This window comes from Nonomuraea sp. NPDC050547 (assembly GCF_044457345.1).
GTDB lineage: Bacteria > Actinomycetota > Actinomycetes > Streptosporangiales > Streptosporangiaceae > Nonomuraea.
On the sequence record NZ_JBITGW010000004.1, the window covers coordinates 109973 to 134928 of the forward strand.

At 71.5% G+C, this 24956-nt stretch carries 21 protein-coding genes; 13 read left to right on the forward strand and 8 right to left on the reverse strand.

Annotation, left to right across the window (positions count from 1 at the left end):
* Positions 1-93: 93 nt before the first annotated feature.
* Positions 94-702, reverse strand: coding sequence for a cysteine hydrolase family protein (locus tag ACIBHY_RS11295; RefSeq protein ID WP_397252365.1), 609 nt, complete (start codon positions 700-702; stop codon positions 94-96).
* Between the two features lie 150 nt (positions 703-852).
* Positions 853-1836 carry a GlxA family transcriptional regulator gene (locus ACIBHY_RS11300; protein ID WP_397306626.1) on the reverse strand — a complete coding sequence of 328 codons (984 nt, stop codon included), beginning with the start codon at positions 1834-1836 and terminating at the stop codon, positions 853-855.
* Positions 1837-2125: 289 nt separating this feature from the next.
* On the opposite strand from ACIBHY_RS11300, the gene ACIBHY_RS11305 reads away from it, so the two are divergent.
* Positions 2126-2848, forward strand: coding sequence for a helix-turn-helix domain-containing protein (locus tag ACIBHY_RS11305; RefSeq protein WP_397252367.1), 723 nt, complete (start codon positions 2126-2128; stop codon positions 2846-2848).
* 138 nt (positions 2849-2986) lie between these two features.
* Here ACIBHY_RS11305 and ACIBHY_RS11310 read toward each other — a convergent pair whose 3' ends face one another.
* A complete protein-coding gene (locus tag ACIBHY_RS11310; RefSeq protein ID WP_397306627.1) occupies positions 2987-4366 on the reverse strand; it encodes a D-arabinono-1,4-lactone oxidase in 1380 nt (459 codons plus the stop codon).
* A gap of 328 nt (positions 4367-4694) precedes the next feature.
* On the opposite strand from ACIBHY_RS11310, the gene ACIBHY_RS11315 reads away from it, so the two are divergent.
* Positions 4695-5672, forward strand: coding sequence for an aldo/keto reductase (locus tag ACIBHY_RS11315; RefSeq protein ID WP_397306628.1), 978 nt, complete (start codon positions 4695-4697; stop codon positions 5670-5672).
* Here the strand turns inward: ACIBHY_RS11315 and ACIBHY_RS11320 are convergent.
* Both ACIBHY_RS11320 and ACIBHY_RS11325 read right to left on the reverse strand, forming a co-directional pair.
* The gene (locus ACIBHY_RS11320; protein ID WP_397252370.1) at positions 5657-6100 is read right to left on the reverse strand and encodes an NUDIX hydrolase; all 444 of its coding nucleotides are present in this window, start codon (positions 6098-6100) and stop codon (positions 5657-5659) included. The two genes, ACIBHY_RS11315 and ACIBHY_RS11320, sit on opposite strands and share 16 nt — an antisense overlap.
* Positions 6090-6758: a TetR/AcrR family transcriptional regulator gene (locus ACIBHY_RS11325; protein WP_397252371.1), complete on the reverse strand. Its 669-nt coding sequence runs from the start codon at positions 6756-6758 to the stop codon at positions 6090-6092. The genes ACIBHY_RS11320 and ACIBHY_RS11325 overlap by 11 nt, the downstream gene beginning before the upstream one ends.
* Before the next feature lie 164 nt (positions 6759-6922).
* On the opposite strand from ACIBHY_RS11325, the gene ACIBHY_RS11330 reads away from it, so the two are divergent.
* The 4 genes from ACIBHY_RS11330 to ACIBHY_RS11345 all read left to right on the forward strand — a co-directional run bounded on the left by ACIBHY_RS11330 (position 6923) and on the right by ACIBHY_RS11345 (position 12631).
* Entirely contained in the window at positions 6923-10027 is a 3105-nt protein-coding gene (locus ACIBHY_RS11330) for a bifunctional cytochrome P450/NADPH--P450 reductase (protein ID WP_397306629.1), read from the forward strand.
* 243 nt (positions 10028-10270) lie between these two features.
* Entirely contained in the window at positions 10271-10945 is a 675-nt protein-coding gene (locus ACIBHY_RS11335) for a response regulator transcription factor (RefSeq protein WP_397252373.1), read from the forward strand.
* Positions 10942-12255 carry an ATP-binding protein gene (locus tag ACIBHY_RS11340; protein WP_397252374.1) on the forward strand — a complete coding sequence of 438 codons (1314 nt, stop codon included), beginning with the start codon at positions 10942-10944 and terminating at the stop codon, positions 12253-12255. The genes ACIBHY_RS11335 and ACIBHY_RS11340 overlap by 4 nt, the downstream gene beginning before the upstream one ends.
* Positions 12239-12631, forward strand: a complete 393-nt coding sequence (locus tag ACIBHY_RS11345) for a VOC family protein (protein WP_397252375.1) — start codon at positions 12239-12241, stop codon at positions 12629-12631. Before ACIBHY_RS11340 ends, ACIBHY_RS11345 begins: the two co-directional genes overlap by 17 nt.
* On the opposite strand, the gene ACIBHY_RS11350 is transcribed toward ACIBHY_RS11345, so the two are convergent.
* A complete protein-coding gene (locus ACIBHY_RS11350; RefSeq protein ID WP_397252376.1) occupies positions 12608-13900 on the reverse strand; it encodes a sulfatase in 1293 nt (430 codons plus the stop codon). The two genes, ACIBHY_RS11345 and ACIBHY_RS11350, sit on opposite strands and share 24 nt — an antisense overlap.
* A 105-nt stretch (positions 13901-14005) precedes the next feature.
* Between ACIBHY_RS11350 and ACIBHY_RS11355 the strand changes: the two genes are divergently transcribed.
* Together ACIBHY_RS11355 and ACIBHY_RS11360 are read left to right on the forward strand one after the other, a co-directional pair.
* A complete protein-coding gene (locus tag ACIBHY_RS11355; RefSeq protein ID WP_397252377.1) occupies positions 14006-14803 on the forward strand; it encodes an NAD(P)H-binding protein in 798 nt (265 codons plus the stop codon).
* Between the two features lie 67 nt (positions 14804-14870).
* Positions 14871-15029 carry a hypothetical protein gene (locus tag ACIBHY_RS11360; protein WP_397252378.1) on the forward strand — a complete coding sequence of 53 codons (159 nt, stop codon included), beginning with the start codon at positions 14871-14873 and terminating at the stop codon, positions 15027-15029.
* A gap of 7 nt (positions 15030-15036) precedes the next feature.
* Here ACIBHY_RS11360 and ispG read toward each other — a convergent pair whose 3' ends face one another.
* Complete coding sequence (ispG, locus tag ACIBHY_RS11365) at positions 15037-16131, reverse strand: flavodoxin-dependent (E)-4-hydroxy-3-methylbut-2-enyl-diphosphate synthase (protein ID WP_397252379.1); 1095 nt, start codon at positions 16129-16131, stop codon at positions 15037-15039.
* On the reverse strand, positions 16128-17864 hold the full coding sequence (locus ACIBHY_RS11370; protein WP_397252380.1) for a 1-deoxy-D-xylulose-5-phosphate synthase: 1737 nt from the start codon (positions 17862-17864) through the stop codon (positions 16128-16130). Before ACIBHY_RS11370 ends, ispG begins: the two co-directional genes overlap by 4 nt.
* Before the next feature lie 164 nt (positions 17865-18028).
* Between ACIBHY_RS11370 and ACIBHY_RS11375 the strand changes: the two genes are divergently transcribed.
* The 5 genes from ACIBHY_RS11375 to ACIBHY_RS11395 are packed head-to-tail and all read left to right on the forward strand — an operon-like array spanning position 18029 to position 24894.
* Entirely contained in the window at positions 18029-19084 is a 1056-nt protein-coding gene (locus ACIBHY_RS11375; protein ID WP_397252381.1) for a polyprenyl synthetase family protein, read from the forward strand.
* Positions 19081-20034 carry a 4-hydroxy-3-methylbut-2-enyl diphosphate reductase gene (locus tag ACIBHY_RS11380; RefSeq protein WP_397252382.1) on the forward strand — a complete coding sequence of 318 codons (954 nt, stop codon included), beginning with the start codon at positions 19081-19083 and terminating at the stop codon, positions 20032-20034. Before ACIBHY_RS11375 ends, ACIBHY_RS11380 begins: the two co-directional genes overlap by 4 nt.
* Positions 20031-21419 carry a family 2B encapsulin nanocompartment shell protein gene (locus ACIBHY_RS11385; RefSeq protein ID WP_397252383.1) on the forward strand — a complete coding sequence of 463 codons (1389 nt, stop codon included), beginning with the start codon at positions 20031-20033 and terminating at the stop codon, positions 21417-21419. Before ACIBHY_RS11380 ends, ACIBHY_RS11385 begins: the two co-directional genes overlap by 4 nt.
* A complete protein-coding gene (locus ACIBHY_RS11390) occupies positions 21419-23569 on the forward strand; it encodes a germacradienol/geosmin synthase (protein ID WP_397306630.1) in 2151 nt (716 codons plus the stop codon). Before ACIBHY_RS11385 ends, ACIBHY_RS11390 begins: the two co-directional genes overlap by 1 nt.
* Positions 23566-24894 carry a family 2B encapsulin nanocompartment shell protein gene (locus tag ACIBHY_RS11395; protein WP_397306631.1) on the forward strand — a complete coding sequence of 443 codons (1329 nt, stop codon included), beginning with the start codon at positions 23566-23568 and terminating at the stop codon, positions 24892-24894. Before ACIBHY_RS11390 ends, ACIBHY_RS11395 begins: the two co-directional genes overlap by 4 nt.
* Positions 24895-24956: the final 62 nt, after the last annotated feature.

Below are 24956 nucleotides of genomic sequence, written 5' to 3' on the forward strand. Positions count from 1 at the left end.
GGAAGCTCAACGCACCCGTCAGGTGCCCTCGAAGCGATCCTCCGGCCGGTCGCGCAGGCCGGAGGATCGGGCGTTGTCGCTTCGGTGGGGAGGTCAGATCGGGAGGGCGTCGGCGTTGGGGGCCACCACGCCGAACAGATCGCCGATCGTGGTCAGGGCGGCGGTGTGCAGGGTGGCGGCGGGCACCACCGTGCTGTCCGGGGCGGAGAGGGGGCGGGTGGCGCAGGCGTCGGCGACGATCGTGGGGCGGTAGCCCAGGTTGAAGGCTCCCTGCGCGGTGAACATGACGCACATGTGGGTCATGAAGCCCGCCAGGATGAGGTCGGGGCCCGCGTTCAGGCCGGTCAGGACCTGCTGGAGGTCGGTCTCGTGGAAGGCGTTGGGGAACGTCTTGACCACCACCGGCTCACCGTCGCGCGGTGCGACGCGCGGGTTGATGGCGCCGATCTCGGCCCGGATGTCGTAGGGGGTGTCGGGGCCGCCGTCGTTGATGATGTGGATGACCTTCGTGCCGGTGGTACGGGCGCGTTCGAGCAGGCGGGCTCCTGCGGTGAGGGCCTGGTCGGCGGCGGTGAGAGCCATGACGCCGGTGCTGTAGGTGTTCTGGTAGTCGATCATGATCAGGGTGGCGTCGGTCAGGCGGGCCGGGTCGGTGGGCAGGCCGGAGACCTGGCGGAGGGTGGGCGAAGTGGTGGTGCTCATGGTGGGGTTCCTCTCGGGTTGTCTGGCAGGCTTGCGCCTCGGGATTTCTGGGTGGCTTGCGGGTACGCGCCTCGGGATTTCGCGCAGGCTTACGCCGTAGGAGGTGCGGGCTTGGGCCGTCAGACGAGGTCGGTAGGTGAGGTGGGTGGGTCAGGCCACGGTGCGGAAGCGGCGGCGGTAGGAGCCGGGGCCGGTGCCCAGGCGGCGGCGGAAGGCGCGGTGCAGGGTTTCCACTGAACCGAAGCCGCTGTCGGCCGCCACCTGGGGCAAGGGCAGGTCGGTGGTTTCCAGGAGGCGCCGTGCCGCCTCCACGCGAGCGGCCTCGATGTAGGCGCCGGGAGTGCTGCCGGTACGTTGCCGGAACACGCGGGTGAACTGGCGCTGGCTCAGCCCCATCCGGGCCGCCATTTCGACGGCGGTGAGTTCCTCGGCCAGGTGTTCGGCGATCCACAGGCGCAGGTCGTCGATGTCGCGGCGGCCGGTGGCGGCGTGGGCCATCGGGACGCTGAACTGACTCTGACCGCCCTGCCGTTTGAGGTACATGACCAGTTCGCGGGCCACCGCCAGCGCGGTCTCCTCGCCGTGGTCGTCGGCGACGAGCGCGAGGGTCAGGTCCAGGCAGGCGCTGATGCCCGCGCCCGTCCACACCTGGCCGCTCGACCGTACGAAGATCGGGTCGGGGTCGACGGTGATGTTCGGGTGGTCGGCGGCCAGTTGCGCGGCGGTGGACCAGTGGGTGGTGGCCGTGAGGCCGTCCAGCAGTCCGGCCTCCGCCAGAATGTGCGCGCCTACGCACACCGATGCCACGCGGCGGGCGATCGGAGCGGTTCGCCGGACCCATGCCACCACGTCGGGATCCGTCAGGGCGAGCGGGCCTTCTGGGGTGACGTCCACGGCGCCGGGTACCAGCAGGGTGTCCACCCGGTCGCCGACCTCGTCGAACGACAGGTCGGCGACCAGCCGCACCCCGGCGGACGTGGTGACGTGGCCGCCTTGGGGCCCGGCCAGCAGCACCTCGTACAGGGCGCGGCCGCTGACCCGGTTGGCCAGGGCGAACACCTCGGCCGGGCCGGTGACGTCGAGCAGGTCGACGTTCGGGAAGAGCGCGATCACAACGCGGTGTGCGGTGGACATGTCCTGATTGTCACCGAATGCGCAGAGTGGCCGCAACGACAGTTATCTGTCACATCCGGCCATCATCCCGGGAGCCCTCCGCGAACCGCAGGCGTGTCCTTGCCTGGCGGGTCTTTGCGACATCTCGAAAATTACGTTGCATACGCGAATTCGTCAATCACAATTCGGCGAATCTAGATGCAAATATGCAGGTAAATAACATAGAATTGTTGCGTAGGGGCTGTCAGTTAATGCAACTAGCGTTTGCACTGCGCTAGGCTGACTCCCGATCGCTTGAGCAAGGAGCCCGATGCCCGGACAGAGGCTCACCCAGCAGGACCGCCGTCAGATCGCCGTGGGACTGCGCGATGGAATGACGTACGCCGCCATCGCCCGTGCCCTCGACCGGCCCACCTCGACCATCACCCGCGAGGTCATGCGCAACGGCGGCCCGAACGAGTACCACCCCGACCAGGCCCACCGGGCCAGCAGGCAGCCCGTCCGCCCCCAGGGCTCCGGCCGGTCGGCGTCGGCGAGGGCCGCCGACCTCGGCGCCCGCGATCCCCGGGTCGTGGAGCGGGTGTCCACGCACCTCACCGAGCTGCTGATGCAGAGCGGGCTGCCGCAGATGATGGCCAGAGTGCTCGCCGCGCTGTTCACCACCGACGGCGGCAGCCTCACTTCGGCCGAGCTCGTGCGACGCCTGAGTGTCAGCCCCGCCTCGATCTCCAAGGCGGTCGCCTACCTGGAGGAAATGGAGATCATCAAGCGCGAGCGCGACCCCCGCGGCCGAGCCGAGCGCTACGTCATGGACGACGACGTGTGGTACCAGGCCATGCTGGCCAGCGTCCGGATCAACACCCTGATCGCCGAGGCCTCACGCGACAGCGCCCAGGCACTCGGCGTGGACACGCCCGCCGGAACCCGCCTGGACAAACTGGGCCAGTTCCTCTTTCGGGTCAGCGACGACCTGCGTAACTCGGCGGAGCACTGGCGCCACATCTACGCGCCCGAGCAGCAGGACCGGCAATAGCCATTGGCCGCCTCGTCACCCGCATCGCCGCCCGTACCTGCTGGCCGACATGGGGCCGGGCATCGACGCTCACCTGGTCGGCCGCCTGCTCGCGACGCAGGTCCGCAGGGTCAGGGCCGAGACGGGGACGACGAGGGGTTAGGCGGGGAAGAGGGCGTCCACGTAGGGGTTGCGGAACTTGCCGGATGGGTCCAGGTCGCGGGCCAGCCGCCCGAACTCGGGCGCCCGCTCGTACATCGCGCTGATCTGCCGGGGTTTGGTGGTGGTGAGTTTGCCCCAGTGTGGGCGGGCGCCCAGTGGTATGAGCCGCTCCTCGACCTCGGCCAGGGCGGGCATGACCGCCGCCGCGTCGCGGATCCAGGTGAAGTGCAGGGTGACGGTGTCGCGGCCGTAGGCGGGGCTGAGCCACAGGTCGTCGCCGCGGACGGTACGCACCTCCGAGACGTGCAGCACGGGCGCCACCAGCGGGCCGATCTCCCTGATCGCCTCGAAGGCCTTGCCCGCGGCCTCGCGGGGCAGGTAGTACTCCGACTGCAGTTCCTCGCCCGCGCCGGGCACGAACTCGGGGCGGAAGTGCGGCAGCCGTTCGTGCCACGGGCCCGGCACCCCGAGCTGTTCCGTGCAGGACTCGGGCGGCATGCCGGGCACCGGGTGCACCGGCCGCTCGGCGGCCCGGCCTCCCGCCCAGCCGCTCCCCGCCCAGCCTTCCGCCCTGCCGCTTCCCGCCGACCCGCCTCCCGTCCTGCCGCCTCCCGTCCTGCCGCCTTCCGTCCTGCCGCCTTCCGTCCTGCCCCTTTCCGCCGAGTCGCCTTCCGGCCGTCCGTCGCCGGAGCGCTCCTCGTCGAGGCGGTGCTTGAGCCACACCTCGGCCTTGCCGCCGCGCCAGTCGGTGAACGCGCTGACGCTGTAGGCCGCGCCGTACACCTCGTCGAAACGCTTGGACACCTCCTCAAGCGGCACGTCGAGCCGGACCCGCTGCGCCACGTCGAAGGCGGGCTCGATCTCCAGCGTCAGCCGGGTGACGACGCCGAGCGCGCCGAGCGCGACGACGGCGCCGGGGAAGACGTCGGGGTCGTGCTCGCGGCTCAGTTCGACCAGGTCGCCGTCGGGGCCGACGAGCTGGAGGGCGACGACGGCGGCGGCCAGGCAGCGGAGGCCGTCGCCGGAGCCGTGGGTGCCGGTCGCGCACGATCCGGCGACCGAGATGTGGGGGAGCGAGGCCATGTTGGCCAGCGCGAATCCGGCGCGGTGCAGGTGCCCGGCGACCTCGGCGTAACGCAGGCCGGCGGCGACGGTCGCGGTCGAGCGCTCGGCGTCGATCTCCACCGTGGGCGGCAGGCCGTCCAGGCGGACCAGGTCGTGGCCGGTGTCGGCGACCAGGCTGAAGGAGTGGCCGCTGCCCAGGGCCCGTACGCGCGGCGCTGCCGCTACCACGCGGCGCAGCTCGTCGAGGGATTGCGGCCGGTGGACGCGGGCCGCGCCGAAGGTGACGTTGCCCGCCCAGTTCATGATCGGCATGTCGGCTCCTGATCTGGCGTCGCTCGTCCCCGCGGGCGCGACGAGCCCGCGGGGGACGAGCCCACGGGGACGAGCCTGCGGGTGTGACGAGCCCGCGGGGGACGCGTTCGGCCTCGCGCACGGATGGTGCCCCGGAAGCGCTCGCTCAGCCGCTGGATGGGCGGCAGAATACGGCACTCGCGGACGTACGGCAGGGCGAACCCCGCCGTCGCAGGCACGTCGTGGAGAGCCCCGGTTGCCCCGAAGGGAGACGCCGAAAGGCGCGGCCACGGGACGGCCGTCGCGCCGGGTGTCCTGCCCGGCTGCGCCCCGTTCTAGGGTGGAGCCCGTGGAGCAGCGAGCATTCGGCAGGACAGGACAATCCGCCTCGGTCGTCGGCCTCGGCACCTGGCAACTCGGCGCCGACTGGGGGACCGTGGACGAGCGCGACGCGCTCGCCATCCTCGACGCCGCCGTCGCGGCGGGCGTGACCTTCCTCGACACCGCCGACGTGTACGGCGACGGCCGCAGCGAACGCCTCATCGGCCGGTTCCTGCGCGAGCACGACGGCCTCACGGTCGCCACGAAGATGGGCCGTCGCGGTCCGCAGGATCCGGCCGAGTTCACCCTGAAGAACTTCGTGGAGTGGACCGACCGCTCGCGCGCCAACCTCGGCGTCGACCGGCTCGACCTGGTGCAACTGCATTGCCCGCCGACCCCGGTGTTCGACACCGGCGAGGTCTACGACGCGCTCGACACGCTCGTACGGGAGGACCGGATCGCCGCCTACGGAGTGAGCGTCGAGACCTGCGACGAGGCGCTGGCCGCGATCGCCCGGCCGGGTGTCGCCTGCGTGCAGATCATCCTCAACGCCTTCCGCCGTAAGCCGCTCGAACGCGTGCTCCCGGCGGCGCACGCGGCCGGGGTCGCGATCATCGCCCGGGTGCCGCTGGCGTCAGGCCTGCTGTCGGGGCGCTTCCGCCGCGACACCGTCTTCGCCGCCGACGACCATCGCGCCTACAACCGGCACGGCGCGGCGTTCGACGTGGGGGAGACGTTCTCCGGCGTCGACTACGAGACCGGCCTGGAGGCGGCGGCCGAGTTCGCCGCGCTCGCCCCGGCCGGGGCGAGCCCCGCGCAGACGGCCCTGCGCTGGGTGATCCAGCAGCCTGGGGTGACCACGGTGATCCCGGGCGCCAGCACGGTGGACCAGGCCAAGGCCAACGCCGCTGCCGCCGCCCTGCCCGCGCTGCCGCCCGAGACGCTGGCCGCCGTCGAAGACCTCTACGACCGCCGTATCCGCGCCCAGGTTCACAACCGCTGGTAGCCCTCACCGAGCAGGCGCAGGGCGTCGGCCGCGGCGGGGGAAAGCGCCGTACCCGAACCCAGGTCCGTGATCGGCAGCCAGGTCACCGCGTCGGTGGTGCCGTTCGTCTCGGTCACCGCCGGAGAGCCCGGGGCGACCTCGGCGGCGTAGAACAGGCCGGTCAGGTGCCAGCTCACCCCGAGCCGGGTCACCGCGTACGTCCTGGCGGCGACCAGGCGCGCGCCGGTGAGGTCGAGGCCGGTCTCCTCGCGCAGCTCGCGGGCCAGCGCCTGCTCGGGCTGCTCGCCGGGGTCGATCCCGCCGCCCGGCAGGTGCCACGCGCCGGGCGGGAAGATCGGGGAACTCTCCGACAGCCGGGTCAGCAGCAGCCGCCCGGCCGAGGTGACGATGGCGTAGGCGGAAACGCGCGTGCGTATCTCACCGTTCAAGGCGAGCCTCCGTCCCGAGGCGAGCGTCCGATCCAAGCCGAGCGTCCGGCCCAGGGCGAGCATCCGGTACGGCGAGCGCGAGGGTGGTGTCGAGCATGAGGCGCAGGGTCGATTCGCAGGCGGCGAGGTCGTAGTCGTCGGTCAGGTACCGGGTCACGATCCCGTCGAACCCGCTGAGGAAGAAGCGGGCGATCTCCTCGGCGGGCAGCGCGAGATCCTGCCCGGCGCGCGTGGCGGCGTCGGCGAGCAGGCGCGCCGCGGTGGCGTCGAGGTCGTGGGTGAACTCGGAGGCCACCTGGCGCAACACCGGGTCGCGCAGGGACAGCATGATCAGCTCCACCAGCAGCCGGTAGCGCTCGCGCTCCTCGGTGACCGTCCGCCACAGCTCGTTGACCAGCGCCGAGACCGTCTCGCCGAAGCCGGCGTCGGTGGGCATGGCCGCCTGGACCCGGGTGACCAGGGATCTGCCGAGGTCTTCCAGCACCGACCGGTAGAGCTCCTGCTTGGAGCCGAAGGTGTAGTGCACCATCGCCTGCGCGACGCCCGCTTCGGCGGCGATGGCCCTGGTGCTCCCGGCCGCGACGCCTTCGCGGGCCATGAGCCCGATCGCCGCCTCCACGATCTGCGGGCGCCGCTCGGCGGCGGGAACATGAGCCATGCCCGCACCCTATCGGCTGTGACCTGCGCGAAGTTCCGATGTCCCAACGGCCCCGACACCCCCGGACACGCAGAAGCGGGTGCTGTTCGATCGACTTAGTCGAGTGACAAAGTCTCGTGCTAGCCTGGCGGCGAAGGCGTACACCAGCAGAAGGGAACGTTCGCGTGTCCACAGCCGAGATTCCGTCGCCGCCCGCCCTGCCGATCGTCGGTCATGCCCTGAGCGTGCCGGTGGACCGGCAGGTCGCCTACCTGTGCGAGCTGGCCGGCACCTGGGGCCCGATCTTCAAGCTGGGCGCCTTCGGGGAGGAGTCCGTGATCGTCACCGGCCTCGACCTCGTCACCGAACTCTGCGACGAGACCCGCTTCCGCAAGAACGTCCACCCCGACCTGGTCAACCTGCGGCCCCTGGCGGGCGACGGGCTGTTCACCGCCTACGGCGACGAGCCCAACTGGCGCAAGGCGCACGACATCCTGCTGCCCGCCTTCTCCGTCTCCGCCATGCGCGGCTACCACGCGACCATGCTCGGCGTCGCCAGGAAGCTGGTGGACTCCTGGTCGCGGGCCGGGCAGGAGCCGGTACAGGTGAGCGCGGACATGACCCGCCTGACGCTCGACACCATCGGCCTGTGCGGGTTCGGCTACGACTTCGCCTCCTTCGAGAGCGCGGAGCCGCACCCGTTCATCGGCTCGCTCGTCGGCGCGCTGAAGTACGCCCAGGCCAAGGGCGCCTTCATCCCCGGCCTCGACGTCCTCTACCGCAAGCGCACCCGGCGCTTCCACGAGGACGTGCGCGCCATGGAAGAACTCGTCGACGAGGTGATCAGGCTGCGCAGGGAGTCGGGCGACCAGAGCACCGGCGACCTGCTCGGCCGCATGCTCCACAGCACCGACCCCGAGACCGGCGAGCCGCTCGACGACCTCAACATCCGCTATCAGGTGATCACGTTCCTGATCGCCGGGCACGAGACCACCTCGGGCGCGCTCTCCTTCGCCCTGTACTACCTGGCCAGGAACCCGGCCGTGCTGGCCAGGGTCCAGGAGGAGGTGGACACGCTGTGGGGCGACGTGGCCGAGCCCGACCCGTCGTACGCCGACGTGGGCAGGCTGAGCTACACCCGCCAGGTGCTGATGGAGAGCCTGCGGCTGTGGCCGACGGCCCCGGGGTTCGCGGTGGAGGCGCTGGCCGACACGGTGATCGGCGGCCGGTACGAGATCAAGGCCGGCGAGTCGCTGTTCGTGCTGACACCCCAGTTGCACCGCGACCCCGCCTGGGGCAGGAACGTGGAGCTGTTCGACCCCGGCCGCTTCGCCCCCGAGGCACAGGACGCCCGGCCGCCGCACGCGTTCAAGGCGTTCGGCAGCGGTGAACGGGCCTGCATCGGCAGGCAGTTCGCGCTGCACGAGGCGACGCTGGTGCTGGGACTGCTGGCGCACCGCTTCCACCTGACCGGCGATGCGGACTACGACCTGGAGGTCAAGGAGACCCTCACACTGAAGCCCGACGGCTTCACGCTCCAGGTCGAGCCCCGCACGGCCGCCGACCGCCGTACCCGCCCCGTGGCCGAGGCGGCGGAGCCGGAGCCGCAGGTGAAGAGGGCCGCGCCGGGCTCGGCGCTCTCCATCCTGTACGGCTCCAACATGGGCACCTGCTCGGCCATCGCCCACGACCTGGCCGCCGAGGCGGAGGAACGCGGCTTCGCCGCCAAGGTCTCCTCCCTGGACGAGGCCGCGGGCACGCTGGCCGACACCCCGGTCGTCATCGTGGCCGCCTCCTACAACGGCCGCCCGACCGACGACGCGACCCGGTTCATGGACTGGCTGGCCACGGTGGACACGGTGCCCGGCACGCCGTACGCGGTGCTGGGGGTGGGCGACCGCAACTGGGCGGTCACGTTCCAGCGCGTCCCCAAGCTGATCGACGAACGGCTGGCCGAGACGGGTGCGAGCCGCCTGGCCGAGCGGGGCGTGGTGGACGCCTCCGGCGACCTGGAAGGCGCCGTCGACGCCTGGACCGCCAACCTGTGGCAAGCCCTGGACGGCTCGGAAAAGGCCTCGCCGGACGGGCCCGCGTTCCGCCTGGAGTCCGTGATCAGGTCGCCCGCCGAGGAGCGCGCCGAGCACCACGGCGTGCGCCCCATGCGCGTGCTGCTCGCCGAGCCGCTCACCCACCCGGACGGCCGCCAGAAACGCCACCTCCGCCTGGAACTGCCGCGGGGCGTCACCTACCGCACCGGCGACCACCTCGCCGTCCTGCCGGAGAACCCGCCGCACCTGGTCGAGCGCGCCGCCGCCCGCTTCGGCCTCGACCCCGCCCAGCTCGTACGGCTGCGCCAGGCCCGCCGTACCCGCACCCAGCTTCCCCTCGACACCCCGGTGACCGTGCGCGAACTCCTGTCCGGCTTCCTGGAGCTGCAGCGCCCGGCCACCGCCCACCAGGTGCGCACGCTGGCCGCCCACACCCGCTGCCCCCACACCAGGGCCGGCCTGGAAGCCGCGGACCCGGCCCAGACGACGGTCCTGGCTCTGCTGGAGGAGTATCCGGCGTGCGAGCTGCCGTTCGAGGTGTTCCTGGAGCTCATGCCGGCCCTGCGCCCGCGCAACTACTCGATCTCCACCTCCCCGCTGGCCCGCCCCGACGCGGTGGACCTGATGGTCTCGCAGCTGAGCGGCCCGAACCGGACCGGCGCCGGATGGTTCCACGGCGTCGCCTCCAGTCACCTGTCCGAGGTCGAGCCGGGCGCCGCCGTGCAGGCGCGGGTGGTGCCGGGCCCGGCCGCCTTCCACGGCCTGGCCGACGAGCGCACCCCGGCGATCCTGGTCAGCGCGGGCACCGGCCTGGCCCCGTTCCGCGCCGTCGTCATGGAGCGCCTGCACCGCCGCGCCCGCGGCACGCTGCTGTGCTACTTCGGCTGCGACGCCCCGGACATCGACTACCTGCACCGCGCGGAGCTGGAGGAGGCCGAGGCGGCGGGCGTGGTCAGCCTGCGCCCGACGTTCAGCGAGGCTCCGGAGAACGGCCTGCGCTACGTGCAGGACCGGCTCCTGCGCGAGGCGGACGAGGTGTGGCGCGTGCTGGAGGACGGCGGCCGCGTCTACGTCTGCGGCGATGGCGGCCGCATGGCCCCGGCGGTGCGGGCGGCACTGGCCCGCGTCCACGGCGAGCGCACCGGCGCCGGCCGGGCCGCGAGCGAGGCCTGGCTGGAGGAGCTGCGCGTCGCCGAACGCTACAACGAGGACGTGTGGGAAGGGTCGGCTTCTCGGCCGTGAACGACCGAGCTCGCGGCTCCTCGTCACCCCGATATCCGGCGAGATCGTCGCGTGGTCTACAGCCGCATGCCCACGCCCAAGTACCGGCGCGAGATGTTCACCGAGACCGACGGTCAGGGCACCGCTCAGACCTCCACGATGTGGGCTGCCCCAGACATACGCTCCCGGAATTCCACTCCAGATCACGCTGAAGATTGCCTGAGGGGCGTTTTGTCCGGTCCGGTGGGTTCGCATAATGGGCGGATGACCAGTTCGGCGCGGGTGATGGTGATCGAGGACGCGGAGGCGATCCGGCTCGCCGTGCTGTCCGGGCTGGGGTCGGCGGGGTACGTGGCCCGCGGCGTGCCCGACGGCACCGGCTTCGAGCAGGAGCTCAACACCTTCCAGCCCGACCTGGTCGTGCTCGACCTCATGCTGCCGGGCCGCGACGGGTTCGCGCTGCTGGAGGTGGTGCGCGGGCGCAGCGACGCCGGGGTCATCGTGCTCACGGCCAGGGACGGCGTCTCCGACCGGCTGCGCGGGCTGCAGGCGGGCGCCGACGACTACGTGGCCAAGCCGTTCGAGCTGTCGGAGCTGACCGCGCGGGTCGGCGCGGTGCTCAGGCGGCTGCGCCGTACGCCGTCGACGCTGCAGATCGGCAGCCTGATCATCGACGTGGACAAGGGACTGGTCCTGCGTGACGGCCGGCCGGTCGAGCTGACCAGGACCGAGCTGCGGCTGCTCGGCCACCTGGCGCTCCACCGCGGCCAGGTGCTGAGCAAGACGCAGTTGCTCACCAGCGTCTGGGGCTACGACGCCTACGACCCCAACCTGGTCGAGGTGCACGTCAGCGCGCTGCGCCGCAAGCTCGAAAGCTCGGGCGAGCGGGTCCTGCACACCGTGCGCGGGCTCGGCTACGTCCTGGACGGACCCCGATGAGACGGTACGGCCGGCCCGCCGGCTCACTGCGCGGCCGGGTGGCCGGGGCGACCCTGCTGGTCGTCGCCGTCACGCTGGTCGTGCTGCTGCTGGCCGTGGACGCGTTGTTCGGCCTGCTGGCCAGGAACCAGGCCCAGGACCGGCTGGTCGACCGCGCCCAGTTCGCCGTCCAGCTCGACCGGCGCAAGGTCATGCCGGACCGGCTGGTGCGCCGGGTCAGCGGCGCCGGCATCGAGGCGGTGCTCGTGGACCTGGCCGGCCGCCGCCACACGCTCGGCGGCTTCGCGGCCGATCTCGGCGACCTGACCCTGACCAGGCGGCTGCCTGGCGGCGGGCTGCTCACGCTCTACGCCGACACCGAGTCGATCGACGGGCCGCGCACCACCCTGCGCATGCTGATGCTGGTCGCCGGCCTGGCGGCGCTGGCCGCGCTCGGCTTCGTGCTGCCCGTCGCGCTGCGGCGCGCGACCCGGCCGATGGACGACCTGGCGGGGCTGGCCAGGCAGATCGCCCAGGGGCAGCGCGGCAAGCGGCTGGCGCCGGAGCGTACCGACACCGAGCTGGGGCGCACCGCCGCCGCGTTCGACTCGATGCTCGACTCGCTGGAGGGCGCCGAGCAGCAGGCCCGCGAGTCGGAGAACCGCTCACGGCAGTTCCTCGCCGACGTCGCCCACGAGCTGCGTACGCCGCTGGCGGGCATCCAGGCGACGGCCGAGGCGGTGCTCCAGGCGCCCGCCGCGATGCCGGCCGAGGAGCGCGAGCGCATGCAACTGCTGCTGGTGCGCGAGACGCGGCGGGCCGGACGCCTGGTCGACGACCTGCTCGCACTGGCCAGGATCGACGCCGGGCTCGGCCTGCACCGCGAGCCCGTCCAGTTGCGGGCGTTGTGCGAGGCCGAGGCCGACCGGGTCATGCTGCGCGCGCCGGAGATCACCGTGGCGGTCGAGGGGGAGGAGGCCGCGGTGATCGGTGACGCCCAGCGGCTCGGCCAGATCATCGCCAACCTGCTCGACAACGCCCGCCGGCACACCCCGCCGGACGGCCTGGTCACCGTGACGGTCAAGGGCGAGGCCGGTGAGGCGATCGTGGACGTAGCCGACACCGGCCCCGGGGTGCCGCCGTCGGCACGCGACCTGATCTTCCACCGGTTCGTCCGCCGGGACACCGCCTCGGGCGGCGCCGGGCTCGGCCTGCCGATCGCCCGCGGCCTGGCCCTGGCCCACGGCGGCACGCTGACCTGCGAAGAGTCGCCGTCGGGTGCGGTGTTCCGCCTCCGCCTGCCAGCATGGGCGGATGGCACTGCTCCATGACATCGTGTTCGACTGCCGTCACCCCGCCGCGCAGGCGAGGTTCTGGGCGGAACTGCTCGACGACTACGCCGTGGCGCCGTACGACGAGGCGGAGCTGGAGCGCCTGCGCGCCCGCGGCCTGTCCGGCCCTGAGGAGGACCCGACGGTGCTGGTCGAAGGGCCGCCGGGGGCGCCGAGGCTGTGGTTCGTCCTCGTGCCCGAGCCCAAGACGGTGAAGAACCGGGTGCACCTCGACGTGCGCGCCGCCGACGTCGAGGCCGAGGGCGTACGCCTGCGGGCGCTCGGCGCCGTCGAGTCGGCCAGGCACGAGGACTGGATCGTGCTGGCCGACCCCGAGGGCAACGAGTTCTGCCTACAGCCCGCGCGCAGTGGCTAGCTGCTTGGCCAGGTCGTCGGCGCGTACCCGGTTCTCCAACTGGTGGGGGTCCTTGCGCAGGTCGTAGTACTCGCGGAACTTCACCCCGCCGCCGCCGTCGTAATACTCGGTGTAGATGCGGGAGCCGGTGTAGACCGAGGCCCAGACGCCTGGTCCCGGCCCGTCGGCCTGGCCGTGGAACTCCAGGAACAGGTGGCTCCGCCTGCCGCCGCGCAGCAGCGACCTGCCGTCCATCCGGGTACGCGGCCGGATCCCGGCGGCGTCCAGGATGGTCGGGGCGACGTCGATGTTGGCGGCCAGGCGGTTGTCGTCCGTGCCCTTGCCGAAGCCGCCCGCCGGCCACGACAGGTAGAACGGCACGCGGAAGGCCGGCTGGTAGGGCACGCTCTTGCCGATGTGGCCGTGGTCGGCCCAGCTGAAGCCGTTGTCGCCGATGAAGATGATCAGCGTGTCGTCGAGCTTGCCCTGCGCCACGAGCTCCGCCCTGACCGCCTTGAACAGGTCGTCCACCGACTTCAGCGTGCGCAGCTGGGCCTGGCGGACCTTCTGCCCCGCTGCCAGGTCTTGGGTGGCGTTCTGTATGTAGGGCGGTTTGTCGCTCTTGTCGGTCTCGGCCACGGCGGGGTTGCCGTCCCAGGCGGGCACGGGCAGGTTGGCGTATTTGTCCTCGGGGGTGTTCGGCCCGTGGGAGGCGTACGGCGACAGGTACAGGAACCACGGCTGGTCCTTGTTGGCCTTGATGAACTCCAGCGCGTGCCGCCTGACGAGCGTGGTCGTGTAGCCGGGGCGGCGGCCCACGGTGCCGTTGACGTTCCACTGGGCGCGGCGGTAGGCGGGGCGCATGATCGCGAAGTCGTCGAAGTTCGGCGGGGCCTGGTTCAGGTCCCAGGCGTTGAGGTATTTGCCGAACAGGCCGGTCCGGTAGCCGCCCGCGCGCAGGTGGCTCTGCACCGTGGTGTCCTGGTCGAGCCGGCCGGGGGCGGTGTTGTCGACGACGCCGTGGTTGCGGGCGTAGCGGCCCGACATGATCGACGCGCGTGAGGGCGAGCAGAGGGGCGTGGTGACGCAGCCCTGGGAGAACGCGACTCCCTGCCCGCCGATCAGGTCGACGATCGACGGGATCGCCCACTCGGTCTCCCTCCTGTGATCGTCGGTGACGATCAGCAGGATGTTGGGGCGTTTCGGCTTGGCCGCGGCGGCGGGGGCGCTGGTGACCGCGGCTGCGGCAGCCGTACCTGCGATGAAGGTTCGTCTGCTGAGTTGACTCACGTCGCTGACCTCCAGAAAGCGGTGGTCCGCAATTATTGGCCGCTCTTGTGGGTTGATTTCCCAGCGAATGGGGCATTCCCAGCTTTCCTTAAGAAGGGGTGCGGCATGAACGAGATCCTGGTTCTGGGGGCGACGGGCTCGACGGGGCGTCGCCTGACGGGCCTTCTGCGGTCCTCCGGCCATCCGGTACGGCCGGCGTCAAGGCACGGTGAGGTGCGCTTCGACTGGAACGACCGCGCCACCTGGCGGCCCGCTCTGGCCGGAGCCGACCGCATGTACGTGATGGCGCCGGACGATCTGCCGGTCGACCCGGAGTTCGTGGCGGCGGCGGTCGAGGCGGGTGTGCGCCGCATCGTGCTGCTGTCCAGCGGCGGCATCGAGGTGATGGGCGACGAGCGGCTGATGGCCGCCGAGCGGGTGGTGCGCGGTTCCGGCGTGGAGTGGACGATCCTGCGCCCGTCGTGGTTCGACCAGAACTTCGACGAGGGCGCGATGCGCGAGGCGGTGCTCGCCGGTGAGGTCGCGGTCCCGCTGGGCGAGGCCCGTCAGGCCTTCGTGGACGCCGGTGACATCGCCGCCGTGGCGGCGGCGGCCCTGGTCGGGGACGGGCACGCGGGGCGCTCGTACGAGGTGACGGGGCCGCGCGCGCTGACCTTCGCCGAGGCGGTGGAGATCATCGGCCGGGCCTCGGGGCGGACCGTGCGCTACCTGGGCTCGGAGGCGGACTACCTGGCCGTCATGACCGGGTTCGGGCTGCCGGAGCCGGACGTGCGGGCGGAGATCGAGGCGTTCGCGGCGCTGCGTGCCAAGGGCGACGCCGTACCGACCGACGTGGTGCGGCGGGTGACGGGCCGGCCGCCCAAGTCCTTCGAGGATTTCGCGGCCGACGCGAGGTGGGGTTGACACCACTCCGTCTGTAGTACTACGTTGACAGCACTTCAAACGAAGTGGTCTCAAACAAAGGAACCAGATGCGAATCAAGCTCCCCAGCTCCATCACCGGCACCACCACCGAGCAGGCCGACGGCCGCGCCGCCAAGCGCGAGCACGCGGTCCGCGCCATCCAGCCCACCGGCCGCGCCAACCTGTCCCGCCGCCCCACCGCCGCCCCGCGCAGGAGCTCCTACTGAGCCGCTCCTACTGGGGCTGCTCCTCCGCCAGGCGCAGGGCCTCCTCGATCAGGGTCTCCACGATCCGCGACTCAGGAACGGTCTTGATCACCTTGCCCTTCACGAAGATCTGACCCTTGCCGTTGCCCGAGGCCACGCCCAGGTCCGCTTCGCGGGCCTCGCCCGGCCCGTTCACCACGCAGCCCATGACCGCCACACGTAGCGGGAACGGGAAGCCCTCCAGCCCGGCCGACACCTCCTCGGCCAGGCGGTAGACGTCCACCTGTGCCCGTCCGCAGGACGGGCACGAGACGATCTCCAGCTTGCGCTGCCGCAGCCCCAGAGATTCGAGGATGCCGATGCCGACCTTGACCTCCTCCACCGGAGGCGCCGACAGCGAGACCCGGATCGTGTCGCCGACGCCCTCGGCCAGCAGCACCCCGAAGGCCACCGCCGACTTGACCGTCCCCTGCATCAGCGGCCCCGCCTCGGTCACGCCGAGGTGCAGCGGGTAGTCGCAGCGCGCGGCGAGGCGGCGGTAGGCGGCGATCATCACGACCGGGTCGTGGTGCTTGACCGAGATCTTGATGTCGCGGAACCCGTGCTCCTCGAACAGGGAGCACTCCCACAACGCCGACTCCACCAGCGCCTCCGGCGTCGCCTTGCCGTGCTTCTCCAGCAGCCGGGGGTCCAGGGAGCCGGCGTTGACCCCGATCCTGATCGGGACGCCCGCGTCCGCCGCCGCCCGCGCGATCTCGCCCACCCTGTCGTCGAACTTCTTGATGTTGCCCGGGTTCACCCGCACCGCCGCGCACCCGGCGTCGATGGCGGCGAAGACGTAGCGCGGCTGGAAGTGGATGTCGGCTATCACCGGGATCTGCGACTTGCGGGCGATGTCGGCGAGCGCGTCGGCGTCGTCCTGCGTCGGCACCGCCACCCGTACGATCTGGCAGCCCGCCGCGGTCAGTTCCGCGATCTGCTGCAGCGTCGCGTTGACGTCGTGGGTGGGCGTGGTGGTCATCGACTGCACGCTCACCGGCGCGCCCCCGCCGACCGGCACGCCGCCCACCATCACCTGCCGCGAGACCCTCGGCCTCCTCGTCGGCATTCCGAGCTCGATCATCGGGCCAGCTCCTTCCGTACGGCGTGCGCGATCCCCGGACCGGTCAGTCCCGCGTCGGCCAATAACCGCTCGCGCGAGCCGTGCGGGACGAACGCGTGGGGCAGCCCGAGATGGCGCACCCGTGTCCCGCCCGCGCACGCCTGCCCGATCGCCGCTCCCGCCCCACCGGCCACCACGCCGTCCTCGACGGTGACGACCAGGTGGTGCGCGGCGGCCACCCGGACCAGGCCGGGGGCGACGGGCAGCACCCAGCGCGGGTCGACCACCCGCACCCCCACGCCCTCCTCCGCCAGTGTCGCCGCCGCCTCCACGCACGCCTCGGCCGTCGCGCCGACCGCGACGAGCAGCACGTCGTCGCCGGTGTTCCACAGCACGTCCAGGCCTTCGGAACGTTCCACGGCGGCAAGCTCGGAGTCCGCACCGGCCTTGGGGAAGCGCAGCACGGTCGGGCCCTCCACCGCCACGGCCTCGCCGAGCAGTTCGCGCAGCCGCCGGCCGTCGCGCGGCGCGGCCACCCGCAGGCCCGGGATCGCCGACAGGATCGCCAGGTCCCACATGCCGTGGTGGCTGGGGCCGTCGGGACCGGTGATGCCCGCCCGGTCCAGGACGATCGTGACCGGCAGCCGTTGCATGGCCACGTCCAGGAGCACCTGGTCGAAGGCGCGGTTGAGGAACGTGGCGTAGACGGCGACCACCGGGTGGAAGCCCTCAAGCGCCAGCCCGGCCGCCGACACCATCGCGTGCTGCTCGGCGATGCCCACGTCGAACATCCGCCCAGGGAAGCGCCTGCCGAACGCCTCAAGCCCGGTGGGTCCCGCCATCGCCGCGGTGATCGCGACCAGGTCGGCCCTGGCCTCGCCGAGCGCGCACAACTGCTCGGAGAAGACGTGGGTCCAGGTCCGGCCCCCGGCCGACAGCGGTTTTCCGGTACGCGGGTCGCTGGCCGGGACGGCGTGCATGTGCTCGCCCAGATCCAGCTCGGCGGGGCGGTAGCCGTACCCCTTGCGGGTCTTGCAGTGCACGACGCTGGGGCTCGGCAGCGTGCGCGCGGTGCGCAGCGCGCGCTCGACGGCGGCGACGTCGTGGCCGTCGACGGGGCCGAGGTAGACGAAGCCGAGGTTCTCCAGCAGCGTGCCGAGGTTGCGGGCGCAGCCGCCGTGGGTGGGGGCGTAGGAGCGGCCGTTGTCGTTGAGCACGATGACGACCGGGCGGCCCTCGCCGTCGCTCAGGTTGTTGAGCGACTCCCAGGCCAGCCCGCCGGTCAGCGCGCCGTCGCCGACCACGGCCACCACCGCGCGGTCTTCCTCGCCCTTGAGCCTGCGGGCCTTGGCGATGCCGTCGGCGTAGGCGAGCGCGGTGGAGGCGTGGGAGTTGTCGATGTGGTCGTGCGGCGACTCCTCGCGCGAGGGGTAGCCGCTGAGGCCGCCGTGGGCGCGCAGGCTGTCGAAGTCGGCCCGCCGGCCGGTGAGCAGTTTGTGGACGTATGCCTGATGTCCAGTGTCAAACAGAAGTGTGTCCTCCGGGGAATGGAAGACGCGGTGCAAAGCAATCGTGATCTCGACCATGCCGAGGTTCGAGCCGAGGTGCCCGCCCCTCGCCATGACCTTCTCGATGAGGAACTCGCGGATCTCGCGAGCCAGTGTCCCCAGGTGCGCGGCTGGGAGAAGGCGCAGGTCGCGGGGGCAGGTGATGGTTTGGAGCAGAGATTCGTCCAGGCCAGGAGGGGCCGCCATGATCGCTCCACAAGGGTCGGCTGCGGTCGTGGTCGAATACTGGCTCCGCCGGGGGACGTCCGTGAACCGGGTGTTCCGGTCAATGGAACGACCGATTTCACTCTGGGTATTCGTGACCTAGCTTCTCGTGTGTGTCCGACGATCTCGAAAGAGGAGAACGGATCATGACGGCGGAGGTTGCGGAACCCCCCGTGGAGCCGGTCGACACGACCATCCACAGGGTCAGGACAGCGGTCGACGACCTGCTGAGCGAGTTCATCGACACCCACCCCGCTCCCGTCGCCGACCCGGAACTGGCCGAGGGCCACCGGCTCCTGCGCGAGTTCGTGGTCAAGGGCGGCAAGCGGATCAGGCCCCTTCTCTGCTACTGGGGGGCGCGCGGCGCCGGCGGCACGGACGAGGTGGCCCCGGTGGCCGCGGGCGCCGCGCTGGAGCTCTACCACGCGGGCCTGCTCATCCACGACGACATCATGGACGGCAGCGCCCTGCGCAGAGGCCGGCCCACCCTGCACAGGAGCTTGGCGCGCCCGCCGCGCCATCCGGGAGCCGAGCCCTTCGGCCACAGCGCAGCCGTTCTCCTCGGGGTGCTCGCCCAGGCCTGGTCCGACGAGCTCTTCGGCGATACGGGCGGCGCGCCCAGACGGCTGTTCAACCGGATGCGCGCCGAGGTGATCGCCGGCCAGTACCTCGACATCCAGTCGCACCTCGACCCGGAAGCCGAGCGCGCGCTCACCGTCATCCGCTACAAGACCGCCAAGTACACGGTCGAGCGCCCCCTGCAGATCGGCGGCGCCCTGGCCGGCGCCTCCCGCTCGCTCCTTGAGTCCTACTCACGCTTCGGGCTGCCGCTCGGCGAGGCGTTCCAACTGCGTGACGACGTCCTGGGCGTGTTCGGCGACCCGGGCGTCACCGGCAAGCCCGTCCTCGACGACCTGCGCGAGGGCAAGGCCACCGTCCTGATCGCGCACGCCTACGCCGAGGCCACCGGACCCGCGCTGCGCCTGCTGCGCGCCTGGCACGGCAACCCCGACCTCGACGAGAAGCGCGCCGCCGACCTGCGGCAGATCATCGTCGACACCCGAGCACTCGCCCGCGTCGAGACGATGATCGACGGCCGGGTCCGAACCGGACTTGAGGAGTTGCGGACATGCGCGATCGACCAGCACGCCCGGCAGGGGCTGACCCTTATGGCCGACCGGCTCACGCACCGCAGCGCGTGAAGCGGGTCCTGCTCGCCGCCCCGCGCGGCTATTGCGCCGGGGTGGAACGTGCCATCCGCACCGTCGAGGAGGCCCTGAAGAGGTACGGCCCGCCGGTCTACGTCCGTAAGCAGATCGTCCACAACACCTTCGTGGTCGCCGACCTCACCAAGCGGGGCGCGGTCTTCGTGGACGAGCTCGACGAGGTGCCCGACGGCTGCCTGGTCGTCTTCTCCGCCCACGGGGTCTCGCCCGCGGTCAAGGACACCGCTGCCGTCCGCGGCCTGCGCAGCATCGACGCCACCTGCCCGCTGGTCACCAAGGTGCACAAAGAGGCGGTCAGGTTCGCCGAGTCCGGCTACGACATCGTGCTCATCGGCCACGCGGAGCACGAGGAGGTCGAAGGCACGCTCGGCGAGGCCCCCGACCGCATGCACGTCGTCGACCCGGCCCGCACCGACGAGCTCGACCTGCCGGCCGACCGGCCGATCAGCTGGCTGTCGCAGACCACGCTCTCGGTGGACGAGACCATGGGCGCGGTCGAACGCCTGCGTGAGCGCTACCCCCGCCTCGTCGACCCGCCCAGCGACGACATCTGCTACGCCAGCCAGAACCGCCAGGAAGCGGTCACCGCCATCGCCCCCGAGTGCGACCTGGTGATCGTGGTCGGATCCTCCAACTCCTCCAACTCCCGGCGCCTGGTCGAGGTCGCGCTCGCCGCCGGCGCCCGCGCCGGCCACCTCGTGGACGGCGTGGCCGAGGCCGAGGAGAGCTGGCTCGACGGCGTGGAGACCGTCGGCGTCAGCTCCGGCGCCTCCGTCCCCGAGCACCTCGTGGCCGAACTGCTCGGCTGGCTCGCCGAGCGCGGCTTCGCCGACGTCCAGACCGTGACGCTGGCCGAAGAAAGCCTGATCTTCTCCCTCCCGCCCGAGCTCCGTGAGCTCCGCTCCCCGATAGGTGGTGTCCTGTGACCGAATCCGTCCTGAACAACGAGAGCCCCCTCAGCCTCGGTACGAAGGCCGCGCGCAACCTGGCGACCACGACCAAGACGCAGCCGCAGATGCAGGAGATCACCTCCCGGCACCTGCTCAAGGCGCTGCCGTGGGTCGAGGTCGTCGGCGGTGCGTACCGGGTCAACCGCCGGCTCACCTACACGGTCGGGGACGGAAGGGTCACCTTCACCAACACCGGAGCGGCTGTGCGGGTGATTCCCGCGGAGTTGTGCGAGCTGCCCGCGCTGCGCGGCTATGACGATATCGACGTGCTGACCGCCCTGGCCGACCGGTTCACGCAGCGCGAGTACGAGGCCGGATCGGTGATCGTCGAGGCGGGCACCCCGGCGACCGAGGTCGTGCTGGTGGCGCACGGCAAGGTCAGCCTGCTCGGCGAGGGCGCGTACGGCAAGCAGACCGTGCGCGGCGTGCTGGCCGACGGCGACTACTTCGGCGACAGGTCGCTGGCCGGCGAGGCGGGCACCTACGACCTGACCGTCCAGGCGGTCACCGCGTGCACCGTGCTCGCGCTGCCCAGGTCGGCCTTCGACGAGGTCGCCGACCAGACCGACGGCCTGCGCGAGCACGTCGAGGCGTGGGCCGCCGACCCCGACCGGTCGCTGAACGCCCATGGCGAGGCGGAGATCGTCCTGGCCTCCGGCCACACCGGCGAGCCGACGCTGCCGGGCACGTTCGTCGACTACGACCTGGCGCCGCGCGAGTACGAGCTGAGCGTCGCCCAGACGATCCTGCGGGTGCACACCCGCGTGGCCGACCTGTACAACGAGCCGATGAACCAGACGCAGCAGCAGTTGCGGCTGACGGTGGAGGCGCTGCGCGAGCGCCAGGAGAACGAGCTGGTCAACAACCGCGAGTTCGGCCTGCTGCACAACGCCGACCTCAAGCAGCGCATCCACACGCTGACCGGCCCGCCCACCCCGGACGACTTCGACGAACTGCTCGCCCTGGTCTGGAAGAACCCGGCCGTCCTGATCGCGCACCCGCGGGCGATCGCCGCGTTCGCCCGCCAGTGCACCGAGCGGGGCATCTACCCGCAGAGCGTGGAGGTCAACGGGCAGAAGGCGCCGTCGTGGCGGGGGGTGCCGATCCTGCCGTGCAACAAGATCCCGGTCAGCGACTCCGGCCTCAGCTCGATCATGGCGATGCGGGTGGGCGAGGCGGCCCAGGGTGTCATCGGCCTGACCCGCACGGGGCTGCCGGACGAGTACGAGCCCGGCCTGTCGGTGCGCTTCATGGGCATCAACGACAAGGCCGTCATCTCCTACCTGGTCACGACCTACTACTCCGCGGCGGTGCTCGTGCCGGACGCTCTCGGCATCCTGGAGAGCGTCGAGGTGGGCTGATGGCGTATGAGCTGCCTGACTTCTACCTGCCGTATCCGCCCAGACTGAACCCCCATCTGGAGACCGCCCGCGCGCACACCCGCGCGTGGGCGGCCCGGATGGGCTTCTTCGACGACCCCGACATCTGGGGCCCCGCCGACCTGGAGGCGCACGACTACGGCCTGATGTGCGCCTACGCCCACCCCGACTGCCCGGCACAGGAGCTCGACCTCGTCACCGACTGGTACGTCTGGGTGTTCTTCTTCGACGACCACTTCCTGCACGCCTTCAAGCGCACCAAGGACCTCAAGGGCGCCCAGGCCTACCTGGACCGCATCGACCTGTTCATGGCCGACGACCCGCCCGAGCCGACCAACCCGGTCGAGCTGGGCCTGAAGGACCTGTGGGCCAGGACGGTACCGGCGATGACGGACGGGTGGCGGCGCCGCTTCGTCACCGTCACCCGCGATCTCACGCAGGAGTCGATGTGGGAGCTGTTCCACATCGACTCGGGTCTCGTCTCCAACCCCATCGAGTACATCGAGGCGCGCAGGAAGGTCGGCGGCGCCCCCTGGTCGGCCTGCCTGGTCGAGCACGCGGTCGCCGCCGAACTGCCCGCCCGCCTCGCGAGCACCCGGCCGATCCGGGTGCTCACCGAGACGTTCGCCGACGCCGTGCACCTGCGCAACGACCTGTTCTCCTACCAGCGGGAGGTGGCGGCGGAAGGCGAGCTGTCCAACTCCGTGCTGGTCTGCGAGAACTTCTTCGGCTGCGACACCCAGCGCGGCGTCGAGATCACCAACGACATGATCACCTCGCGGCTGCACCAGTTCGAGCACACGACGCTCACCGAGCTGCCGGTCCTGTTCGCCGAGCACGCGGTGGCGCCGCACGAGCAGGAGCGGGTGCTGCGTTACGTCAAGGGCCTGCAGGACTGGCAGGCCGGCGGCCACGCCTGGCACCTGGCCTCCAGCCGCTACACCAAGGCCAGGCGCGAGCACGGCCCGCTCAACGTCTCGCCCGCGCACGTGAAGAGCGGCCTGCGCAACTTCTCCCACCGCCCCTACACCGAGACCACGGTACGGCTGCCGCAGATCTCCATGCCGTTCACCGTCCGCGACAACCCGCACCTGGAACAGGCTCGCGCGAACGCGGTGCGCTGGTGCCGGGAGATGGGCTTCGGCGACGGCCTGCCCGGCCTGCCGTCCACAGCGCTGTGGAGCGAACGGCAGCTGACCAGCTTCGACTTCGCGCTGTGCGCCTCCGGCCTGGCCCCCGACGCCTCAGCGGAAGCCCTCGACCGGGCGACCCAGTGGCTGGCCTGGGGCACCTACGCCGACGACTACTATCCGCAGGTCTTCGGCGCCAGTCACGACCTGACCGGCGCCAAGCTGTCCAACCGGCGGCTGCGCGAGTTCATGCCCCTCGGCCGGCTCCCGCTCACCCCGGCCGTCAACGCCGTGGAGCGAGGGCTGGCCGACCTGTGGGCACGCACCGCGGCCCTGCTCTGCGAGGAGGACCGGCGGGCCTTCCGCCACGGTGTCGAGGTCATGCTCGACAGCTGGGAATGGGAGATCGCCAACCTCATCCAGAACCGGGTGCCCGATCCGGTCGACTACCTCGAGATGCGCCGCCTGACGTTCGGCGCCGACCTCACGTTCAACCTGGCCCAGCTCCATCTCCCGCGGCGCCCGCCCGGCGAGCTCTTCCGCACCCGCGAGCTCCTCGCCCTGTCCAACGCCGCGGCGGACTACGGCGCGCTGCTCAACGACCTGTTCTCCTGCCAGAAGGAGATCCAGTTCGAGGGTGACCTGCACAACGCCGTGCTGGTCATGCGCAACTTCTTCGACTGCGACCTGGACGGGGCCGTCACCATCGTCAACAAGCTCATGACCGCCAGGATCACCCAGTTCGAGCACGTCGCCGGCACCGACCTGCCCGCCATGCTCGACGCCCGCGGCGCCGACGACGAGACGCGGAACGCGGTCGCCCGCTACGTGACCGGGCTGCAGGACTGGATGGCCTCCGTCCTGCGCTGGCACGCCCAGACCACCCGCTACCCCGAGACCGAGCTACGCCGCCGCTCCGCCGTCCGCTGGACCCAGGGCCCCACCGGCCTCGGCACGGCGGTCCGCCGGATCCACTCCCTGCTACCGATGGGCGCGCCATGACAGAATCCCTGCTCAGCCTCGGGACCGCGGCGGCGCGCAAGCTCGCCACGACCACCAAGACCGTCCCGCAGATGCGGGAGATCACGCCACGCCACCTGCTGCACGTGCTGCCGTGGGTGGAGGCGGTCGGCGGCGTGTACCGAGTGAACCGGCGGCTCAACTACACCGTGGGCGACGGGCGGGTGAGCTTCACCTCGGTCGGCGCCGCCGTACAGGTGATTCCGGATGAACTACGCGAGCTGCCGTCGCTGCACGACTTCGAGGATCCGGCCGAGCTGCGGGCGCTCGCCGAGCGCTTCGTCCAGCACGACCTGGTCGAGGGGCAGGAGGTGCCGGACGGGCAGATCGTGCTGGTCGCGCACGGCAAGGTCGCCAGAACCGGCATCGGCGGGTACGGCCGCGCCACCGTCGTCGGCATGCTGGCCGACGGCGACCACCTGGGCGACCTGACCGGCGAGGGCGCCCAGCCCGCCAGAGCGCTGACGGCCTGCACGGTGCTGGTGCTCTCCCGGGAGGACGCCGGCCGCCTGCGCGAGCGCTCCGACAGCCTGCGCGAACACCTCGACCGCCCCGCCAGGACCGGCCCGAGCAACAAGCACGGCGAAGCCGAGATCGCCATGTCCGCCGGCCACAGGGGCGAGCCGACGCTGCCCGGCACGTACGTCGACTACGACCGCGGGCCCCGCGAGTACGAGCTGAGCGTGGCCCAGACCGTGCTGCGGGTGCACACGCGGGTCGCCGACCTCTACAACGGGCCGATGGACCAGACGGAGCAGCAGCTCCGCCTGACCATCGAGGCGGTGCGCGAACGGGAGGAGCACGAACTCGTCAACAACCGCGACTTCGGGCTGCTGCACAACGTCGACCTCAAGCAGCGCTTCCAGACCCGCACCGGCCCGCCCACCCCGCACGACATGGACGAGCTGCTGTCACGCCGCCGCAGCTCCCACTACTTCTTCGCCCACCCCCGGACGATCGCCGCCCTCGGCAGGCAGTGCACCGCCCGCCGCATCCAGCCGGATGTCACCGAGGTCAACGGCGCCAAGGTGATGGCCTGGCGCGGGGTGCCGATCCTGCCCACCGACAAGATCCCGATCAGCGAGCAGGGGCTGAGCTCGATCATCGTCATGCGTACGGGGACGGAGAAACAGGGCGTGATCGGACTGACCCGCACCGGGCTGCCCGACGAGCACGAGCCCGGACTGTCGGTGCGCAAGCTGGGCATCGACGACAAGGCGATCATCAGCTACCTGGTGACCACCTACTACTCGGCGGCGGTGCTGGTGCCCGACGCGCTCGGCGTACTGGAGAACGTCGAGGTCTGAGTACGTCGGCGGGATGACGTCCGGGGTCGGCCGTCCGGCCGACCCTCGGGGCGCCGTGCTGG

Bases quoted from the DNA above. Each gene is read 5' to 3' on its own strand.
- ACIBHY_RS11295 (WP_397252365.1), bottom strand. From the start codon at position 702: ATGAGCACCACCACTTCGCCCACCCTCCGCCAGGTCTCCGGCCTGCCC.
- ACIBHY_RS11300 (WP_397306626.1), bottom strand. From the start codon at position 1,836: ATGTCCACCGCACACCGCGTTGTGATCGCGCTCTTCCCGAACGTCGAC.
- ACIBHY_RS11305 (WP_397252367.1), top strand. From the start codon at position 2,126: ATGCCCGGACAGAGGCTCACCCAGCAGGACCGCCGTCAGATCGCCGTG.
- ACIBHY_RS11310 (WP_397306627.1), bottom strand. From the start codon at position 4,366: ATGCCGATCATGAACTGGGCGGGCAACGTCACCTTCGGCGCGGCCCGC.
- ACIBHY_RS11325 (WP_397252371.1), bottom strand. From the start codon at position 6,758: ATGGCTCATGTTCCCGCCGCCGAGCGGCGCCCGCAGATCGTGGAGGCG.
- ACIBHY_RS11335 (WP_397252373.1), top strand. From the start codon at position 10,271: ATGACCAGTTCGGCGCGGGTGATGGTGATCGAGGACGCGGAGGCGATC.
- ACIBHY_RS11340 (WP_397252374.1), top strand. From the start codon at position 10,942: ATGAGACGGTACGGCCGGCCCGCCGGCTCACTGCGCGGCCGGGTGGCC.
- ACIBHY_RS11345 (WP_397252375.1), top strand. From the start codon at position 12,239: ATGGCACTGCTCCATGACATCGTGTTCGACTGCCGTCACCCCGCCGCG.
- ACIBHY_RS11355 (WP_397252377.1), top strand. From the start codon at position 14,006: ATGAACGAGATCCTGGTTCTGGGGGCGACGGGCTCGACGGGGCGTCGC.
- ACIBHY_RS11360 (WP_397252378.1), top strand. From the start codon at position 14,871: ATGCGAATCAAGCTCCCCAGCTCCATCACCGGCACCACCACCGAGCAG.
- ispG (WP_397252379.1), bottom strand. From the start codon at position 16,131: ATGATCGAGCTCGGAATGCCGACGAGGAGGCCGAGGGTCTCGCGGCAG.
- ACIBHY_RS11370 (WP_397252380.1), bottom strand. From the start codon at position 17,864: ATGGCGGCCCCTCCTGGCCTGGACGAATCTCTGCTCCAAACCATCACC.
- ACIBHY_RS11375 (WP_397252381.1), top strand. From the start codon at position 18,029: ATGACGGCGGAGGTTGCGGAACCCCCCGTGGAGCCGGTCGACACGACC.
- ACIBHY_RS11390 (WP_397306630.1), top strand. From the start codon at position 21,419: ATGGCGTATGAGCTGCCTGACTTCTACCTGCCGTATCCGCCCAGACTG.
- ACIBHY_RS11395 (WP_397306631.1), top strand. From the start codon at position 23,566: ATGACAGAATCCCTGCTCAGCCTCGGGACCGCGGCGGCGCGCAAGCTC.